Source organism: Chryseobacterium sp. RU37D, assembly GCF_900156075.1.
GTDB lineage: Bacteria > Bacteroidota > Bacteroidia > Flavobacteriales > Weeksellaceae > Chryseobacterium.
Map to the genome: position 1 here is coordinate 1 of NZ_FTMM01000036.1, position 19256 is coordinate 19256.

The window sequence follows — 19256 nt, forward strand, 5'->3', positions numbered from 1 at the left end:
CCCTGAATTATCAAACAATAGAAGAATTTAACAATCAAAACAAAATTTACAAAAATGTAGCTTAACTCTAACTGGAAATTTTATTTGCATATCCATTCCACGGAAGCATAGAATGCATCCATATCAACGTGAATTATCTTGCGGATCGGAAAAGGAAAATCCATATCACAAAGATATGGATTCTTGTATTTTTAATTATTTTCTTTTGTCTTGATTATTTAATCGTAAGGATAGACAAGGATTTATAAAAATGAACATCATTAATAGTAAAAAAGGCTTTGTTTTACTTTGCCATAAAAATAAAAATTATTTCAAAAGCTTATCAATGGTAGCCTGAATTTCCGGATCTTCCGGAGTAATAGCGTAATATTTTGCAATGTCAGACTTTTGATCGATGACCATATATCTCGGAATCCAATTTAAATCTATATAATTATTGAAATCATTTTTCCATCCTGAAGCAAACCAGTAGTTTTCTTTGTCTTTCATTTCAAATCGTTCCAGGCTTTTATCAAAACCTTCTTTTGAACGGTCTAGCGAGAAAAAAACAAAATCGATATTTTTATTGTTTTCTTCTAATTCCTTGGCTTTTGGAAGGGCTTTCAGACAATCTCTACACCATCCGGCCCAGAAATCAATGACTAAAATTTTTCCTTTATGCTGATCCAGAATCTGTTGTACGGTAATGCTTTTTCCTTCTTCATCTTCCAATTTTTGAGCCAGAGCTTCTTTGGAAAATCCCATCTTATTGTTTTCTGGAACTTTTTGTGAACAGCTCAATCCGAAAATACCCAGCATGCATAGTAATAATAATTTTTTCATTTTTCAGTTTCATTTTATACAAATCTAAACAATGAAACGCAATTAGGGATTTATTTTTGGTGATTTAGTAAAAATTTATGAGATTGAGGATTTCTATTGGACGAAAGCTTAAATTTCTTAATTAAAATAAACTTGTTTATTCTTTCCAACATTAAGTAATTAAGAATTTGAAAATGACTTAATGAAGAAATCAATATTGATTTTAATTAAGGGTTTTGAGTGAATTAAATCTTAACTTCTTAATGTTTATAATAAAAATTAATTATAATTCTTAACCAAACCTTTCACAACAGCAATCACATTCGGCATTGCTTTATTCGCCGCATTCAAAACTTCCTCATGGGAAACAGAAAAAGCAATCTCAGGCCCGCCTAAATCCGTAATAATGGAAATTCCGAAAACATCCATTCCCATATGTCTGGCAACAATCACTTCAGGAACCGTACTCATCCCCACCATATCGCCGCCGATCGCTTTAATCATTCCGTACTCGGCGGGAGTTTCGAAAGTAGGGCCTTGAAGGGCAACATATACTCCCTGATGAATTTTAATATTATTTTCAGAAGCTGCTTTTTCGGCGACTGAAATCATTTTTTTGTTGTACGGTTCACTCATATCAACGAAACGGGGGCCGAAAGAATCGATGTTTTTGCCTCGAAGCGGATGCTCAGGCATCATGTTGATATGGTCTTTTATAATTGCGATATCTGCGACGCTGTAATCTTTATTGATACCACCGGAAGCATTAGAAAGAATCAGGTTTTTAATTCTCAATAAATGAAAAACACGAATCGGGAAAACTACCGTTTCAATAGAATGGCCTTCGTAATAATGAAAGCGGCCGCTCATCATCAGTACTTTTTTGCCTTCGAGAATCCCGTAAATGAGTTTTCCGCTGTGGCCGGCAACCGTAGTTTGCGGAAAATCTGGGATTTCCGAATATTCCAGTGTATGGATAGCTTCAACCTCGTCCTGTAATTTTCCCAAGCCAGAGCCTAAAACTATTGCAAAATCCGGTGTCTCCTGAATAATGCTGCTAATGAATCCGGCGGTCTGCTTAATTTTTTCTAACATAATCTAAGATGATTTGGTTGAATTCTTCCTTTTTATCAATAATTACATTAATAGGCCAGTAGTAAACAATATCTCTAAGATAGTCAAAAGTTTTAAGACGTACGTAATCTTTTTCTGTTGTTAAGATTAATTTATATTCACCTAATTTTTTGTATTCGGCGACGATATTTTTTATATCTGCTTCTGTAAAGTTATGATGATCCCTGAATTTCAGATGCTTGACCCTTTGTGAAAATTTTGCAAGATGCTGTAGCAGAGGTTTTGGGTTTGCAATTCCTGTAATGAGAAGAATATCATAGTAATTCAGATTGTTGTCGGGAAGCATTTTCTCTCTTCCGTATACATTTTCGTCATAGCTGATGGATGAGAAGAAAACCTTTTGTGTAAGATTCGGGCGTATTCTGGAAATATAATATTGCTTGGTTTCCTCTGTTAGTTCATCCGGGCATTTGCTTACTATAATGATGTCTGCTCGTTTTGCACCGGATCTTGATTCTCTCAGATCTCCGGCGGGAAGGAGGTGATCTTTAAAATAAGGGTCATTAAAATCCGTCATCATAATATTGAATCCCGGCTTTATGGCCCTGTGCTGCATTGCATCATCCAGCACCAGTACATCAAGATCCATATCAGAAATCACTTTTTGGGCTCCCGGTACTCTGTCTTCGGAAACAGCTATCACAAAACGGTTTTTAAAGCGTTCGAATAACTGCATGGCTTCATCGCCTACCATTTTGTAATTACTTTCATAATTCGTTACGGCATATCCTTTCGTAAGCCGTCCGTAGCCTCTTGACAAGACTCCAGTTCTGCAATGTTTGGCCAGGAACTGGGCAAGGTACATCACCATTGGCGATTTTCCGCTTCCGCCCACAGAAAGGTTTCCGACACAGATTATCGGAGTTTTGAACTTTGTTGATTTTAAAATCCCCAGATCATACATTGTGTTTCGGATACCCGTTACCATGTGATAACCGAGGGAAAAAGGATAAAGGTACCATCTTTTCATACGCTTGCAAAAATAGGAAATTTCGTATGGATTTTAATTAATATGGTATTGACTTTTCCACATTTATTTTAAAAATTCGATTATTGATTATGATTAAATTAAAGTATTTTTGTAGAGTTATAATCTGCTGTGCATTTTAACAGGTCTTTCTATAAATAAGTGAACACCTTTGTTTATCTTTAAAATATTGAAAAAATTTGGATAAATAATAATGTTTTGTCTTTGCGTTTAATTTCTCGCAAGGTTAACAAAACTAATTTCGTTTATTAAAGAAATACAATTAGAACTGATTCAAATTGAATTATCTATCGAAATGAATGACAGATATTTATTTTATTACATTGAGGTATTTTATTGAACTTTCCTACAACGGCAAAAATTATTTCGGCTACCAGATCCAGCCGGATGCTGTGTCTGTGCAGGAAGAATTAGAAAAAGCTCTTTCTACTATTTTAAGGGAAGAGATTAAAACAACGGGGGCGGGAAGAACCGATACAGGCGTTCATGCAAAGAAAATTTTTGTCCATTTTGATACAGAAAAGGCATTGGATGAAGGCCTTCCGCGCAGGCTGAACAGTTTTCTGCCACCGGATATTTCGATTAAGAGAGTTTTTCAGGTGAGGGATGATTTTCATGCCCGCTTCGATGCTACTTACAGAACCTATGAATATTATATTTCACTGGAAAAGAATCCGTTTACGGAAGAATTTGCATGGCAACACTGGAAAAAAGGTTTGGATATTGATAAAATGAATGAAGCCTGTAAGATTTTATTTGAATATGAAGATTTTACAAGTTTTGCTAAACTAAAAACCGATAATAAAACCAATATCTGCAAAATATATAAGGCAGAGTGGGAACAAAACGGAAGCGAACTGAGATTCACCGTTTCAGCGAATCGTTTTCTAAGAAATATGGTAAGGGCAATTGTGGGAACAATGGTAGAAATTGGTTCTGGAAAAATAGAGCCTCAGGATTTACGAAAAGTGATTGAAGATAAGCACCGCAATTCTGCAGGAACTTCCGCGCCGGCGCATGGGCTTTATCTGGTAGATGTGGGGTACGAATTTGACTAAAATAAAAATATATTTTAATAGGGAAACCTTCAAGGTTTCGTTATCCGTAAAAATCATATATACTATAAATAACACCAATCAGAGTTTTTCATCACGATTTCACAAAGTTGTAAAGGCTGGGAAATTATAAAGTCTTATTTTTGCAGGGAATTTTATTTTAATTCTTTCTTCAATTCATACAATGAAAAAACAAGATACCTGGGGGATTATCAAGAGGCTGTTCTTTATCGGGATGAAGTTTCGGTCGTGGTTTATCCTTACTTTGATTATCTCTATTATATTGGCAATGGTTTCTACCTACAGGCCTTATCTCACTATGGAAGTGGTGGATAATGACATCACGAAGCTTAAAGACAAGGCTTTAATGATGAAGCATATCTACATTTTGGTAGGTTTGGTGTTTGCGGAAACTGTTTTAAATTTTTTCCTGGTCTATTTCTCCAATTATATTTCACAAAATGTGATCCGGGATATCAGGGAAAGATTATATAGTAAGCTTATTTATTTTAAAACTTCTTTTTTTGATAAAACACCGATCGGCCAGCTGGTAACAAGGGCAGTAGGAGATGTTGAAACCATTGCAACGGTTTATACAGACGGATTCCTGATGGTATTTGGGGATGTCCTGAGGATTGTTTTTGTGCTGGTCATGATGTTCAGTACAAACGTTCATTTAAGTTATATCACATTAGCTATTTTACCTTTGATGGTGATCATTACAAGATTTTTCCAGAAAAGATTAAAGAAAGCTTTTGGTGATGAAAGAAACTGGACCTCCAATCAGAACTCTTTTGTTCAGGAAAGATTGGCGGGAATGCCGATTATTCAGGTTTTTAACAGACAGGAATCTGAGTTTAAAAAATTTGATGATATTAATATTACTTTAAAGGGAGCTTTGCTGAGAACGGTTTTCATTTTCTCATTGTTTTTTCCGGTGGTGGAATTAATTTCGTCACTTTTTATCGGATTCATCCTTTTCTATGGAGGTTACATCACGATCAGTGCGGGAGTTGTGATTGCATTTATCCAATATATTTCAATGCTGATACGCCCTTTGAGACAGATTGCAGACAGATTTAATAATATTCAGAGGGGGATTGTTGGGGCAGAAAGGGTTTTAGGACTCATGGATGAAGATAATGCAATGCCGAATACCGGAAAAGTGGAAAAAGATCATTTTGACGGGAAAATTGAATTTAAGAATGTTCGTTTTGCTTACGACGAAAAGCAGGAAGTTTTAAAAGGAATTGATTTTAAAGTGAATCCCGGGGAAACTGTTGCGATTGTTGGTGCAACCGGAGCCGGAAAATCTACCATTATTAGCTTGATTACAAGGTTATACGATATTAATTCGGGGAATATTTTAATTGATGATATTGATCTTAAAGATTATGAATTATATAATTTAAGAAGCCATATCGGAGTCGTTCTGCAGGACGTTTTCCTGTTCCACGGAAGTATTTTTGAGAATCTTGCATTTGGGAACGAAGCGATTACTTTAGATAAGATCAAGGCAGGAGCCAAAGAAATTGAGGTAGATGATTTTATTGAAAGTCTTCCCGGAGGCTATGATTATGTGGTAAGCGAAAGAGGTTCGTCGATTTCGCTTGGGCAGAGACAATTACTGTCATTCCTGAGAGCTTATTTATCTGATCCGAAGATTTTAATTTTGGATGAAGCCACGTCTTCCATCGACCACGAAAGTGAAAAGTTAATCCAGAGAGCGACGGAAAAAATTACGAAAAACAGAACATCAATTATCATCGCACATAGACTTTCAACCATTGAAAAGGCAGATAAAATCATCGTCATGGAGCACGGTAAGATCGTTGAAGAAGGAAAACATTTGGAGCTTCTTGATAAAAACGGATATTATTCTACCCTGTACAAAGCGCAGCTGCGCCATGAAGTGGAAATGGAAGAGGAGAACCAAAAATCTTAGTTCTCCTCCAGTATTTTAAAATTTAAATCCTATACTGAAATATGCTCTCCAGATATTGAGCGCATCATTTTTTGAAACATTAATATTAATTGGTCCTACTATTGAATGGTATCCTAAACCGAGACCATAACCTAAAACTGCAATACTTTCTTTAAATGGCGAAAGATAATCACTGGCTATTGCGTATTGCAAAGAAGGGATAAAGTATAGATTATTTATAATCTTGTATTGGATATCTAAACCTACCTTAGTAATAGAATTTAAAGGGATTTCCTTTTGCCGGAAGCCATTGAATCCGGGATTGATCCCTTCTGTATTAGATTCACTTCCCCCTAAATTATATTTCTGATTAAGGAATAAATAAGGAACTGTGTACTCCTCATTCTCTATTAATCTTGAAGAGAAATGAGTTCCCAGAAAAGCATTGGCAGTAAGAGAAATTCTTTTAGTAATAGGAAACGTAAAGTTCTCATTAATGGCCAAACTTAGCAGGTTTCTCGGCCTCTCATAATATTCTGCATCAGGATTAAGGTTGGCAAACAGGTTCGGCTGGATCATATCGAGATCGTAAAGATCATACTTATCTCCAAAATAATATTTAGTAATGAGCTGGAAGTTATTCCCTGACGTAGGATAGTATCTTGCGTTGAGGCTATTTTGGTTGAGTTTTAGGAATATATTAAAATTGGTATGATAATATACCTTTTTGCTGTAGATATCAGTGACAGTTTGGGTAATTTTGTCAATAGATCTATTTAAGCTTTCAGCATTAAACTCTACACCAAAAGAAGCAACTGTATTGGGGTGAAAGTTATAATTTAGAGCAGTTCCAGCTTTAATGTTTCTATAAGTGTAATCAGGGAAGAGGCTATTACTGTTTATATCATCTTCCGAGTATCTGATGAGAAAGTCATTGCTTTTTAGGAACGAAATATTCCCTTCTACACTGAGCCACCAGCGATATTTATCATCAATAAATTTTTGCAGCTGTAGACGCGCTTTGAATCGCTCCGAAATATCAAAAGTAGCAAGAGCACGTAGTTTTGCCTGTGCGTAATTTCTATAAGTATAATTTACAATAATCCCCACGGATTGTTCATTATCATAATGAAGAGCCAGTTTTAAGGCTCCATGCCGTGCTTTTTTTACAAAAATATTCATAATCAAGCCGTTTGGAGAATCCGTATAAGTATAATAAACCTTCTCATAATCTCTCATTCCGAAAACCCTGTCAATAGCCTTGTTTACTGTCTGTACATCATAATATACACCTTCCTTTAGGCCCATCAGGTATTTAATGCCTTCTATTTCAGATGGGTTGCTTAATGGAGTTCCATTGTCTTCGCTATAGGTAAATTGTACAGTAGGTTTTTTTACTTCTTCAATGAGCTGATGGTTATAAACAATTCCCACTCTGCGTTGTTCATTGGCCAAAGCTACAAATTCAGGGAGATGTTTTCTGGCTTCCTGCTCCCCGATTTTAATGATTTCTTTATAATTTTTAAAATCTTTAGTAGTATAATTGTTCAGTGGGTTTACAAAATCTACCAAAACATTAGTCATTTTTTTCTGTTTTGTGAAATCCTGAACAGAACTGAAAGCATGAGTCTGATAGATCATTTTCAAAGGATTTTCGATTTCTTCCTTTGTGAAAAGTCTGAATCCTGTGTATCCACCGATTACGTAATCCGCGCCCATATCTTTTACCTCCTGAGCCGGAAAATTACGATCCAGCCCACCGTCTACCAATAGCTTTTTGTCAATATACACCGGAGCAAAAGCCGCCGGAATGGCCAGTGTTGCACGAATAGCCAAAGGAAGTGAGCCTTTTTTCTGCATCACCAGGCCACCGTTTACAATATCTGAAGAGGTAAGCTCTACCGGAATAGGAAGCTTGCTGAAATCATTCACATGCTTCGCCGGAAAAGTAAGGGTATTCAATACTTCTGACATATATTGACCTTCGATATAAGAGCTTGGGAGGGATGGTTTTCCGTTTACGAATGGGAATTCTATGATATATTTGTTATACTCATCTTTTTCACTGATATTAACCTTATTGTAAGGGATCTTATTGCTAAGAACACGCTTCCAGTTGGTATTGTATACTGCTTTTTTTAGCTGGTCGCCATTGTATCCCATCGCATACAGCCCTCCCAGAATGCCCCCCATACTGGTTCCTGTGATATAATCCACTTTAATTCCTAAGGAATCGATCATTCTAAGAATACCTAAATGGGCAAACCCTTTTGCACCGCCGCCGCTGAGTGCAAGACCGAATTTAGTATCTTTAGTAATAACCGGAGAATGAAGTTTTATTGAATCTTGTGAATATAACCAAGTACTTGTCATTATGAATGACAAAATCATGATAATTTTTTTCATTATATTATTATGTGTTTTGTGCAAAATTATAAAAAAAAACGTAAAAGTATATTCCTGCTTGATTTTATTTTATATTTTTTAATAAATCTTAATTCATTTACAGAATAAAACTAGAAAAAGAATAAATTATTGCTTCAATAGTAAAAATATTCGACTTATTATTAAATAGAATAATTATTGTTGAAATTTTCAATAAAATAAATTAAATATCAATAGAATGTTACATTTATATTAATTAATTCACTAACTTTAATGAGAATTTGGAACATGACCCCCTAAAAACCGGTAGGATGTTTGATAGTGAATAATAATTTTATTAAATTAAATCCAAAATAAATGAAGAATATACAAGATGAATTTCAGGCCTTTAAAGATGAGCTCAGAAAACTGAATATTGAAGTACAGAAAGTAGTGAAAGTAGGAAACGGAAGTATGGATTTCCATGAAGTGTTCTATAAATCACCAAGATATCAAGATGTAAAAAGTGTATATGTCCAGCGCCATAACTTGGATAGTATCCTTGAAAAATTCAAACAAGCCTATCATTAAAATAGAAGGCGTGGCTCAGGGAACCTGAGCCACGCGTTTTTTATATAATTAATTAAATCAGTCTTTATCCAAAGTAGAAGTCTCTTTGGTGTCTTTCATTCTTGAATAAACAATGAACGAAAAGAAAATACAGGCCGTAATATACCAGTAAAAATAGTGCTCTACATTGGCGTTTTTTAACCAGAGTGCAATGTATTCAGCACTTCCTCCAAAAATAGCAACTGTCAAAGCATAAGGCAATCCTACACCCAAAGCCCTCACTTCAGATGGGAAAAGCTCAGCTTTTACAACGGCATTGATAGATGTATAACCACTCACAATAAATAAAGCACACATAATCAGGAAAAATGCACCCCACATAGAGGTAGTTGTGCTTAAAGCATTAAGAAGAGGATAAGTGAAAACCGTCCCTAAGATCCCAAAGCTTAAAAGAAGAGGTCTTCGCCCGATTTTATCAGATAAAGCCCCAAAAATAGGCTGTAGACAAGCGAAAATAAACAATGAAATAAAAGAAATCAAAGTAGATTCTTCTTTGGTAAGGTGAACGGTATTCACCAGGAATTTTTGCATGTAGGTGGTGTAAGTGTAAAAGGCCAATGTTCCGCCTAATGTAAGTCCGATAACGGTTAACAGGGCTTGTGGATGCTTTAATAATTCCCTGATGGTTCCTTTTTTATTTTCGCTGACTTCTTTTTTATTTTCAAAAGCCTCGGTTTCATGAAGGTTTGATCTTAAGTATAAGGCAACCACCGAAAGTATCGCTCCGATCACAAAAGGAATCCTCCATCCCCAAGTTTCCAGCTCGGTTTCTGTCAGGAGCAGTTTCTGTAAAATCAACTGAATTCCCAGCGCAATTAATTGCCCGCCGATCAGAGTTACATACTGAAAGCTTGAATAAAATCCTCTTCTGTTGCTGGTTGCCATCTCACTGAGGTAAGTTGCGGAAACACCATATTCTCCGCCAACGCTTAATCCTTGTAATAATCTCGCAATCAGTAATAACATAGGAGCTAAAATACCTATTGTTTCATAAGTAGGAGTCAGGGCAATCAATAAAGAACCGAACGACATCAATAAAACCGAAAGTGTCATTGATCTTTTTCTCCCGATTTTGTCGGCAATACTTCCAAAAAGCCATCCACCGATGGGACGCATCAAGAAACCTACGGCAAAGATTCCTGCAGTATTCATAAGTTGAGCCGTGGGGCTCGCTCCCGGGAAAAAGGAATTGGAAAAATAAATGGCAAACGCAGCATAGGCATACCAATCGTACCATTCTACCAGATTTCCGATGGAACCGCCCACAATAGCTTTTATTCTCTGGCCAGTGGTGATTTGTAATGAATTCATGTAGGAAAGATATTTCTTTTTTCCATTATAAATCAAATAAATTATGTTTCCAGCCTTAGAAATTTCCGATCTGTCGATACTAAAACCTTTATCCCAAAGACAATTCACTTCTGAAGCCGATCCACGGCCCGTCAATCATAATTCTGGCACCATTCGCATTGGTTTCAACAATATATTTCCCGTTTCAGATATTCGTGCATATCAGGTGTTATGCCACATCGCTGGTCATTGTGAAATCTCCTTTTCCTGTTCCGTAATGTGTGCTCTGCAATCTATAAATCAAGTGCTAAATTTTGCTTAGAAGTAATAAAAACTGAACGTAGATCATCACACCGCCGCTGTTTTCGTTGGCATTTCTAAAGTCTTTTAATGGAATCTGATAAGCTATGTATGAAATATTAAAAATCCATTCAGTGTACTGAAATGGTTGATCTATATATTAAATCTGTTTAAACTTTTTATTTTCTGTAGATCTTTACTATTGCTTAAATGACAATAACCATAGCCCCGATTGTAACGGCATCCTTTTGTGTAGCGAAGCGAAACAAAAGATATAGTGAAAAGCGGGAAATTGCTTCTAAAAAGTTTTAATAAGTTTATTAAATAAATTAATTTTAATTATGGTTTTGTAAAATTAATGAATTTATTTCTTTTAATTTTTATTTTTTTAGGGTTAATTTCTTATTTTGATATTTTATGATTTGTATTTTTAATTTAAGTTAAAAAAAATAATTATTAATAGATTATAGGCACGAAAATTGAATGGTTTGGCAAAAAACAAATGATGTATATTTTTATTGTGTGCCTTCTGGTCATATTCAGCCTATATCTTATTAATACACCCAAGCTTAAAGTCTTTAGGGATAAGCATAAAAGAACTTTTGAGTTTTCTATTTCCCTGATTTCTACATTTACCGGTTTTTTTGTGGCGTTGAGCTTAACAACAATTTTATCAGACTCGACTCAGAAAAAGAATCTTGTAAAGCTGCTGAATGCGACCAATCTTTCCATCGAAAGCAGCGAAATGAGAGTAAACGGAATGTACCTGAATCCGGCAAAAAAAGGTGCAGACCTCAATGAACTGATACAGCAGGCCCCCGTTGAAATGCCGAAACTTTATAATGGCTTGGAAAACAATGCTCTGGTTTCGGATCATTTTTCATCCAATGCTTTTCAGGCCTATATCCTGTGCAGCGACAATATGGAAACTTTTGTAGCCAATGTGAATGCAGCTACTGTTTCCCCGGAAAAGAAAATTGAAATGCTTAATCAATATTTAAAATATCTCAATCTCGCAAAGCAGATTAATGCCCTGGAAATCAATAAACTGAATGGCGATATTTCGCAGTCGAAAGAAGATGAGGAAATCAAAAAATTAACTGAACAAATTAATAAATAAAATCACAGAAATGAAAAAAAGCTTATTAATATTAGCATTAGTAACAGCCGTTGTATCAATGAACAGCTGTAAACAAAATGAAACCCATACTGAAGCCAAAATTGATTTTACAAAATCTTATGAAACTGCAGCTTTAGCACTGGCCGATGCCCAAAAGAAATATGATGAAGCAGTGAGCACAAATATTCCTGAGAAAATTGAAGCTGCAAAAATGCAACTTCAGAGTGCTCAGGAAAAATATCTTGAGTCTAAAAAAGGATATGTAGCCAAAGGGGGAGAAGTGAATTCGAAATATGAAAACTACCTGAAAACTTCTACACAGACTTTGAAAAATGCAGCATTAGGTATTGTTTCAGGAAAGCCCGTTCAGGAAGCTGGTAAAATCGTAAACGGTGCGGTAAATACAATCGCCAATAACCAGGTTACGAAAACAGTAGAGTCGGGGGTGAAAACGACAGTCAGCAAAACGGAAAGCGGACTGAAAAAAACCGGAACAGAGGTTAAAAGAACAACAACTAAAGGAATTAATACCGTAAAAAAAGGGTTGAATAGTATTTTTTAAATCATAAAGAGTGAAAATAAAAAGCCGTTTTGATTTTAAGGTGATTCTTTTATGGCGGGCCAGATGAGTCAATTTTTCACATCCTCTTGACGTCGATCTAGGATGGATGGTAAAGAGGAGATTAATGAATTATAAAATTTATATTTCATTTCTCCTATCTATTTAATTCAATCAAAATCAAAAACCGCCCCACGAAAACAGGGCGGTTTTAATTTTATTTATAGCGGTTAAGACTACATCATTCCGGGCATTCCACCACCCATTGGCATAGCTGGCTCGTCTTTTTTCACTTCAGTGATTACACACTCAGTTGTTAAAAGCATTCCAGAAACAGAAGCTGCGTTTTCAAGGGCAACTCTTGTTACTTTTGTAGGGTCGATGATCCCTGCTTCAAGCATATTGACATACTCGTCAGTTTTTGCGTTGTATCCGAAATCTCCGTTTCCTTCTGCTACTTTAGCAACGATTACAGAACCTTCACCACCTGCATTGGCAACGATTTGTCTTAATGGCTCCTCGATGGCTCTTTTTACAATTTTGATCCCTGTAGTTTCGTCTGCATTAGACCCGGAAAGGTTTTCTAATGAAGTGATTGCTCTTACCAAAGCAACACCACCACCGGCTACGATACCTTCTTCAACAGCTGCTCTTGTAGCGTGAAGTGCATCATCTACTCTGTCTTTTTTCTCCTTCATTTCAACTTCAGAAGCGGCACCTACATAAAGTACGGCAACACCTCCCGCTAATTTAGCCAATCTCTCCTGCAATTTTTCTTTATCATAGTCAGAAGTAGAAGTTTCCATCTGAGCTTTGATCTGTGCAACTCTTCCTTTGATTTTGCTTTCTTCACCACCACCGTTTACGATCGTTGTGTTGTCTTTATCGATAGATACTTTCTCAGCAGTTCCCAACATATCGATCGTAATGTTTTCCATTGTGAAACCTTGTTCCTCAGAAATAACAGTACCTCCTGTAAGGATTGCGATATCTTCCAACATTGCTTTTCTTCTGTCTCCGAATCCTGGAGCTTTTACAGCAGCAATTTTAAGAGAACCTCTCAATTTGTTTACCACTAAAGTTGCTAAAGCTTCACCTTCAACTTCTTCAGAGATAATTAATAAAGATTTACCACCTTGAGCGATTGGTTCAAGTACGGGAAGCAATTCTTTCATGGAAGAGATTTTTTTCTCAACTAAAAGGATATATGGATTTTCTAGCTCAGCTAACATTTTCTCAGGGTTTGTCACGAAATATGGCGACTGGTAACCTCTGTCAAACTGCATACCTTCTACCACGTCAACAGTTGTATCAATACCTTTAGCTTCTTCTACAGTAATAACACCTTCTTTACCCACTTTTCCGAAAGCTTCAGCGATCAAAGCACCGATTGTTTCGTCGTTGTTAGCAGATACAGAAGCTACTTGCTTTACTTTATCTGTAGAATCTCCAACAGCCTGAGATTGAGTTTTAAGGTTTTCAACAACTGCAGTTACAGCTTTGTCGATACCTCTTTTCAAGTCCATTGGGTTTGCACCAGCAGCTACGTTTTTAAGACCTTCTCTTACGATAGCCTGTGCCAAAACAGTGGCGGTAGTAGTACCGTCTCCCGCAATATCATTAGTTTTGGAAGCAACTTCTTTTACCATTTGCGCTCCCATGTTTTCTACTCTGTCTTCAAGTTCGATTTCTTTTGCAACTGAAACCCCATCTTTAGTAACGTGAGGTGCACCGAAAGATTTTTCGATTACTACGTTTCTACCCTTAGGTCCTAAAGTTACTTTTACTGCATTAGCCAATGCATCAACACCTCTTTTTAAAGCGTCTCTTGATTCAATATCGAATTTTATTTCTTTTGCCATTTTGATTAGATATTAGATGTTAGATGTCAGAAGTTAGACATTAACACTGGTTTTAATTTGAATTTAACTTAAATAAATCTGAAATCTGATGTCTTGTATCTGGAATCTTATCCGATGATTCCTAGTAAATCTCCTTCTTTTACAATTAAATAATCCTTTCCTTCCAATTTCAATTCAGATCCTGAATATTTCCCGTAAAGAACTTTGTCACCTACTTTAACAGTTGTAGGCTCATCTTTTTTACCCGGGCCTACTGCCACAACAGTACCTTCCTGAGGTTTTTCTTTTGCGGTGTCCGGAATAATAATACCTGAAGCTGTTTTAGTTTCTGCAGCGATCGGCTCGATCAAAACTCTGTCTGCTAATGGTTTAAAGTTTACTGACATAATATATTTAATTTTTTAATTATTTATGTCTTGTAATTCTCTAAATGTGTGCCATCGATTTTCTGTGGCTGAAATGGCAGAATTTACTTTTTTCAAGTGGAAATTTTGGCAGAGTTTTTGTTATCAAACGGTTAATATTAATTAAAAAACACATAAAAACACAATGAGAAAATTTTTAACTGTTGCAATAGTAACAATATCCCTACTTTGATCTGCAAGTACTTTTGCACAAAACGTTCAGGAACCCGAATTCATAGGAGAATCAATGGTATTAAAATCGGATAATACGACCCAGCTTCTCGAAAAACATACTACTCAGATAAGATCTGCAAATGATGTAACCAGGGTTATTACAGGTATCGGAAGTGTGAAATCTAAACTGCAGATTGATGGATGCTGCTCCGCGACGAAGCTGAAACCTTCAGATAATATCCAGTTTATTGTACGTGCTGTTGACAACAATACGGATCCAATGGCTATTGTAAAAATCTTTAAGTTTGATTCAAGTAGGAAATACAGAAGAGCAGAATTAGAATCCACAAATACATGGGGAACTACAAAAACCAATAAGTTGGCATATCTGAATTTTACTGCTAAAAAATACGGTACAAGCTCTTACCTGATTACCCTGAAAGATAAGCCAGCTGGCGAATATGGTATTACAGTAACCAACCCCAATGCTTTGGACGAAAAAGGAACCATTGTTTCCACTTTTTCAATTCAATAATAAATAAAATGTCTATAAAAGAGAGACTGTTAAAAGACAGTCTCTCTTTTATTGATTTATTTCACATATTCCATGATCATTTTTCTTCCGTTGGAATTAACTTCCTGTTTTTAAAATTTCCCTTGTGCTAAGGTTTAAATAAGGTGTGATATCCTGAATATAATTCGATATAAGCATTTATTATACCTTTTGACATTTGGATTATAATCAAAATTAGCATTTCGATGGAATAGTGTTTTTACGTAAAAAGTTACATTACTTTCCTGCTGCCTGCATCGGGTTTACCCTTCCGTTGGATGCTCCTCTGGCATTTCCGCTTTCTTTTTGCTTAAATAAATCAAATTTGGAAACCTGTCCTGATCCGCCATCATTACTCCAGAAGTTGTTTGATATGTCAATGTCGGCTGTTTCGCGCATCGGATCCAGCTGGATTGATTTTAATTTTTTATCAAAATAATACGTCTTGGAAACATTCTGCTCGTTCATTCTCCAGATCTGAGCAGAAGATTTGTCAGTCAGTTTTGTTCCGTCTTCAAATGTGAACTCAAGGATGATTGGCATTACCAGGCCGCCTTTGTTCGTAAAATCTATCTGATAGGCTGTAAGGTTTTTAAACTTATCTTTATCTTTTTGATTTAAAGCTTCACTTCCTTCAAATTTGAAAGTGTATTCTTTACTATTATCCACTTTTTCCTGGCCCCGGTCATATCTGTAATAGAAATCCTGGGCATCTTTATCTTTATCTACGTAGAAAGTGATATTTTTATCTTCTCTGTTCCTAATTTTTGATATATCTTCAAAGTCATTCAGAAGAGGCTTTTCTACTTTATATTTTACTTCTTTTCCTTCCCTTGCAACGGTATTGAGATCGGGAGTTGCTATGGTTATCTTATCGATAGCGATGTCTACAGGATCTGTTCCGTAGAACCATCCTCTCCAAAACCAGTCCAGATCTTCACCGCTGGCGTCTTCCATTGTTCTGAAAAAATCCGCGGGTTCAGGATGTCTGAAAGCCCATCTTTTGGCATAAGTTTTAAAAGCTTTATCAAAAAGCTCCCTTCCCATGATGGTTTCACGAAGAATATTGAGTCCGGTAGCGGGTTTTGCATAAGCATTAGGCCCAAACTGAACAATATTTTCAGAATTGGTCATGATGGGTTCCAGCTGATCCTTAGGAAGTTTCATATAATCAACGATCGTCCATGCCGGTCCTCTTTTTGACGGGAATTTATTATCCCATCTTTCTTCCGTAAGATATTCTACGAAAGTGTTTAGGCCTTCATCCATCCAGGTCCATTGTCTTTCATCAGAATTGATGATCATGGGAAAAAAGTTGTGACCTACTTCGTGGATGACTACACCTAGCATTCCGTTTTTGATGGCTTCGGAGTATGTTCCGTCTTTTTCTGTTCTTCCATAATTAAAGCAGATCATTGGATATTCCATACCATTGGAGGCTTCTACTGACTGTGCCACCGGATATGGGTAAGGGATGGTGAATTCCGAATAGGTTTTAATGGTATGTGCCACCGCTTTTGTGGAATATTTTCTGTACAGTCCGTAGGCTTCTTTCGGGTAAAAGCTCATGGCCATTACTTTATTGTTGTTTTCAGGGATGGTAATGCCCATTCCGTCCCAAACGAATTTTCTTGAAGAAGTCCAAGCAAAATCTCTTACGTCATTCGCTTCGAAAACCCATGTTTTTCTTTGCTTGGAATGATTTTTTTCTGCTTTTTTGGCTTCTTCGAGGGTAACGATTTCAACAGGTTCGGCCGAAGTCTTCGCTTTATTATATCTTGATAATTGGCCTGAACTTAAAACCTGATCGTAATTTTTACATTCTCCCGTTCCCCCTACAACGTGATCTGCAGGAACATTCATGGAAACTTTAAAATTCCCGAATGCCAACGCAAATTCTCCTCTTCCTGTAAACTGGTGGTTCTGCCATCCGTGAAAATCACTGTAAACACACATCCTCGGATACCATTGCGCCATGGTGTAAAGATCATTTCCGTCTTCTTCAAAGTTCTCATAACCGCCGCGGCCGCCCATTTTCATTCTGTTTGGGATGTTATAGTTCCAGTCTACTTTGAAGGTAAGCTTTTCTCCCTTTTTTAAAGGTTTTGGTAAATCAATACGCATCATGGTCTTGTTTATCGTATATTTTAAAGGATTTCCGGAGATATCTGTTACTTTTTCAAGATTTACGCCATATCCGTTATCTTTTACGGGCAATTCTGTAGTTCTCAACTGTTCATTATTAGCAGCTTTCGGAAGGGTAGAAGAGTATGGAAAATCTGCCTTTTTAACGCTCGATTGTTGGTTTTCGTCAAGCTGAAGCCAGATATATTCAAGCTCATCCGGTGAATTGTTGTAGTAGGTAACTGTTTCTGATCCCTTCAGATTTCTTTTGTCTTCATCGAGGTAGGCAGCGATGTCATAATCTGCCCTGTTTTGCCAATAGCCGTGGCCGGGCGCTCCTGATGCTGTTCTGTAAATATTGGGTGTAGGAAGGATGGTTCCTAATTGTTCGAATTTATTTCCGTGGTTGCTACCCGGATTATTCTGGATATTTTGTGCGGTGAAACCTGTATACGTAAATACAAATAGGGAAAATGTGGCGACTTTTAGTTTCATAACCGAAATTGTTTTAAGAATTGATAAATATAATGATTAGTAGTTGAAAACTTTAAAATGTTTCAAGCTTAAAAGGGAATTCTTTCTAAAGTCATTTTTAGAGATAAAGCAAAGACTCCTGATGATATAAAAAGAACCCAGTCTTTCTGATTGACCTTAAAAATTGTAAGCAAAATGAATAATAAAATCAAAATTCCAAAAACAATGGCAATTTGCCCCAGCTCCAGACCTATATTAAAGCCTAAAAGCGGTATGGTAATGCTTTGGTTTTTTGCTATCATTACTCTTGCTGTATTGGCGAAACCCATCCCGTGGATAAGCCCAAAAATTAAGGCTAAGTAATAGTTGGCTTTCATTAATGTCTGCTTTTTACTCTTCATCAGGATGTTATCCAAAGAAGTTAGAACAATGGTTAGCGGAATTAGAAATTCTACCCAGTCTGAATTGACTCGTACGATATCTAAAGTACTTAGTGCTAGGGTAATGGAATGTCCTATGGTAAAGGCGGTTATGAGAATTAAGACCTTTTTCCAGTCACTGAAAGAATAAACTACGATTAAAGCTAAAACAAAAAGCTGATGATCAAGTGCGTCTAGTGATATAATATGTTCCCAGCCAAGGTTTAAATAAAATAGAAAATCCTGCATATAAAGTAAAATATAAACGCTTACGAAAATAATGATTAATTTCGAAACAAATTAATTGTACAGCCTTATGAAAGTTTTGTGTTTTTTTTTGTTTCCTGTCCTGTTCTTATTTTCTTTTACAAAAGTGAAGCACCCTTACCATGTGGGTTCTGTGGAAATCAATTACAATTCAAAATCCAAAACTTTTGAGATTACCGGAAGATTTTTTCTTGATGACCTGGAAAATGGACTTGCTAAAAAATATGGCCAGTCCTTTCATTTTAATGATGGAAAATATAAAGTGAAAATTAATGAAGCATTAAAAAAATATTGCTCAGAGTACTTTAAGCTTAAAAGTAACAATAGGCTTTTAAAATTTGATTTTATCGGATATGAAGAAGATCATGAATCTGTAAACGTTTATATGGAGTCCGAAGTGGTGGATAATCCCAAAAAAATGGAAGCCGCAGTTAGTTTTCTTTATAATCTTTTTGATGACCAGATTAATATTGTTCATATTATTGTAAACGGACAAAGGAAAAGTGAAAAACTGATTTACCCTAATCGCTATTTATATCAGCAATTCTAATTTTTCGGATAAATACTGGGGTCTTGGGTACTGTGGCTACATTAATCAACGGGTCGGAAGAAGATTTTATATTAGAAATTCCACCGGCAGAGGTTTGATTGAAAGAATGGAAATTAACCTAACCACGGGAAATGTAGGAATAGGAAAATCTTCGGCTAAAAATAAGCTTTGGATATACTAATTTAGCTTCCAGTTAGAGTTAAGCATAAAACCTTAATTTTAACGTATGAAACAAGGGCGAAAAATCTATGATCCAGCTTTTAA

Annotated in this window: 16 protein-coding genes; 7 read left to right on the forward strand and 9 right to left on the reverse strand. The window is 36.1% G+C overall.

The window, feature by feature from the left end; translation table 11 throughout:
* Positions 1-306: 306 nt before the first annotated feature.
* The 3 genes from BW926_RS13150 to lpxK form a co-directional block, all read right to left on the reverse strand.
* Entirely contained in the window at positions 307-822 is a 516-nt protein-coding gene (locus tag BW926_RS13150; protein WP_076447734.1) for a TlpA family protein disulfide reductase, read from the reverse strand.
* A gap of 258 nt (positions 823-1080) precedes the next feature.
* A complete protein-coding gene (locus BW926_RS13155; RefSeq protein ID WP_076447735.1) occupies positions 1081-1896 on the reverse strand; it encodes a purine-nucleoside phosphorylase in 816 nt (271 codons plus the stop codon).
* Positions 1880-2905, reverse strand: coding sequence for a tetraacyldisaccharide 4'-kinase (gene lpxK / locus BW926_RS13160; RefSeq protein ID WP_076447737.1), 1026 nt, complete (start codon positions 2903-2905; stop codon positions 1880-1882). Before lpxK ends, BW926_RS13155 begins: the two co-directional genes overlap by 17 nt.
* Before the next feature lie 317 nt (positions 2906-3222).
* Between lpxK and truA the strand changes: the two genes are divergently transcribed.
* The gene (gene truA, locus BW926_RS13165) at positions 3223-3981 is read left to right on the forward strand and encodes a tRNA pseudouridine(38-40) synthase TruA (RefSeq protein ID WP_083672331.1); all 759 of its coding nucleotides are present in this window, start codon (positions 3223-3225) and stop codon (positions 3979-3981) included.
* Between the two features lie 181 nt (positions 3982-4162).
* Positions 4163-5923, forward strand: a complete 1761-nt coding sequence (locus BW926_RS13170; protein WP_076447738.1) for an ABC transporter ATP-binding protein — start codon at positions 4163-4165, stop codon at positions 5921-5923.
* Between the two features lie 15 nt (positions 5924-5938).
* On the opposite strand, the gene BW926_RS13175 is transcribed toward BW926_RS13170, so the two are convergent.
* Complete coding sequence (locus tag BW926_RS13175; protein ID WP_076447740.1) at positions 5939-8308, reverse strand: patatin-like phospholipase family protein; 2370 nt, start codon at positions 8306-8308, stop codon at positions 5939-5941.
* Positions 8309-8644: 336 nt separating this feature from the next.
* Here BW926_RS13175 and BW926_RS13180 point away from each other — a divergent pair, with 336 nt between their 5' ends.
* Positions 8645-8857: a hypothetical protein gene (locus BW926_RS13180; RefSeq protein ID WP_076447741.1), complete on the forward strand. Its 213-nt coding sequence runs from the start codon at positions 8645-8647 to the stop codon at positions 8855-8857.
* A 57-nt stretch (positions 8858-8914) separates the two neighbouring features.
* Here BW926_RS13180 and BW926_RS13185 read toward each other — a convergent pair whose 3' ends face one another.
* Positions 8915-10207, reverse strand: a complete 1293-nt coding sequence (locus BW926_RS13185) for an MFS transporter (protein WP_076447755.1) — start codon at positions 10205-10207, stop codon at positions 8915-8917.
* A gap of 781 nt (positions 10208-10988) precedes the next feature.
* On the opposite strand from BW926_RS13185, the gene BW926_RS13190 reads away from it, so the two are divergent.
* Both BW926_RS13190 and BW926_RS13195 read left to right on the forward strand, forming a co-directional pair.
* Positions 10989-11606, forward strand: a complete 618-nt coding sequence (locus BW926_RS13190; protein ID WP_143756554.1) for a hypothetical protein — start codon at positions 10989-10991, stop codon at positions 11604-11606.
* Between the two features lie 10 nt (positions 11607-11616).
* Positions 11617-12168: a hypothetical protein gene (locus tag BW926_RS13195; RefSeq protein ID WP_143756555.1), complete on the forward strand. Its 552-nt coding sequence runs from the start codon at positions 11617-11619 to the stop codon at positions 12166-12168.
* Between the two features lie 233 nt (positions 12169-12401).
* On the opposite strand, the gene groL is transcribed toward BW926_RS13195, so the two are convergent.
* Both groL and groES read right to left on the reverse strand, forming a co-directional pair.
* A complete protein-coding gene (gene groL / locus BW926_RS13200) occupies positions 12402-14027 on the reverse strand; it encodes a chaperonin GroEL (protein WP_076447746.1) in 1626 nt (541 codons plus the stop codon).
* Between the two features lie 107 nt (positions 14028-14134).
* A complete protein-coding gene (groES, locus tag BW926_RS13205; RefSeq protein ID WP_029295711.1) occupies positions 14135-14413 on the reverse strand; it encodes a co-chaperone GroES in 279 nt (92 codons plus the stop codon).
* 265 nt (positions 14414-14678) lie between these two features.
* Between groES and BW926_RS13210 the strand changes: the two genes are divergently transcribed.
* Positions 14679-15140 carry a hypothetical protein gene (locus BW926_RS13210; protein ID WP_228403456.1) on the forward strand — a complete coding sequence of 154 codons (462 nt, stop codon included), beginning with the start codon at positions 14679-14681 and terminating at the stop codon, positions 15138-15140.
* Positions 15141-15395: 255 nt separating this feature from the next.
* Here BW926_RS13210 and BW926_RS13215 read toward each other — a convergent pair whose 3' ends face one another.
* Entirely contained in the window at positions 15396-17777 is a 2382-nt protein-coding gene (locus BW926_RS13215; RefSeq protein WP_076447747.1) for a M1 family metallopeptidase, read from the reverse strand.
* A 68-nt stretch (positions 17778-17845) separates the two neighbouring features.
* On the reverse strand, positions 17846-18424 hold the full coding sequence (locus BW926_RS13220; protein WP_076447749.1) for a HupE/UreJ family protein: 579 nt from the start codon (positions 18422-18424) through the stop codon (positions 17846-17848).
* A 124-nt stretch (positions 18425-18548) separates the two neighbouring features.
* Between BW926_RS13220 and BW926_RS13225 the strand changes: the two genes are divergently transcribed.
* Positions 18549-18992, forward strand: a complete 444-nt coding sequence (locus BW926_RS13225) for a DUF6702 family protein (RefSeq protein ID WP_228403457.1) — start codon at positions 18549-18551, stop codon at positions 18990-18992.
* Positions 18993-19256: the final 264 nt, after the last annotated feature.

Bases quoted from the DNA above. Each gene is read 5' to 3' on its own strand.
- BW926_RS13150 (WP_076447734.1), bottom strand. From the start codon at position 822: ATGAAAAAATTATTATTACTATGCATGCTGGGTATTTTCGGATTGAGC.
- BW926_RS13155 (WP_076447735.1), bottom strand. From the start codon at position 1,896: ATGTTAGAAAAAATTAAGCAGACCGCCGGATTCATTAGCAGCATTATT.
- lpxK (WP_076447737.1), bottom strand. From the start codon at position 2,905: ATGAAAAGATGGTACCTTTATCCTTTTTCCCTCGGTTATCACATGGTA.
- truA (WP_083672331.1), top strand. From the start codon at position 3,223: ATGACAGATATTTATTTTATTACATTGAGGTATTTTATTGAACTTTCC.
- BW926_RS13170 (WP_076447738.1), top strand. From the start codon at position 4,163: ATGAAAAAACAAGATACCTGGGGGATTATCAAGAGGCTGTTCTTTATC.
- BW926_RS13175 (WP_076447740.1), bottom strand. From the start codon at position 8,308: ATGAAAAAAATTATCATGATTTTGTCATTCATAATGACAAGTACTTGG.
- BW926_RS13180 (WP_076447741.1), top strand. From the start codon at position 8,645: ATGAAGAATATACAAGATGAATTTCAGGCCTTTAAAGATGAGCTCAGA.
- BW926_RS13185 (WP_076447755.1), bottom strand. From the start codon at position 10,207: ATGAATTCATTACAAATCACCACTGGCCAGAGAATAAAAGCTATTGTG.
- BW926_RS13190 (WP_143756554.1), top strand. From the start codon at position 10,989: ATGATGTATATTTTTATTGTGTGCCTTCTGGTCATATTCAGCCTATAT.
- BW926_RS13195 (WP_143756555.1), top strand. From the start codon at position 11,617: ATGAAAAAAAGCTTATTAATATTAGCATTAGTAACAGCCGTTGTATCA.
- groL (WP_076447746.1), bottom strand. From the start codon at position 14,027: ATGGCAAAAGAAATAAAATTCGATATTGAATCAAGAGACGCTTTAAAA.
- groES (WP_029295711.1), bottom strand. From the start codon at position 14,413: ATGTCAGTAAACTTTAAACCATTAGCAGACAGAGTTTTGATCGAGCCG.
- BW926_RS13210 (WP_228403456.1), top strand. From the start codon at position 14,679: ATGGTATTAAAATCGGATAATACGACCCAGCTTCTCGAAAAACATACT.
- BW926_RS13215 (WP_076447747.1), bottom strand. From the start codon at position 17,777: ATGAAACTAAAAGTCGCCACATTTTCCCTATTTGTATTTACGTATACA.
- BW926_RS13220 (WP_076447749.1), bottom strand. From the start codon at position 18,424: ATGCAGGATTTTCTATTTTATTTAAACCTTGGCTGGGAACATATTATA.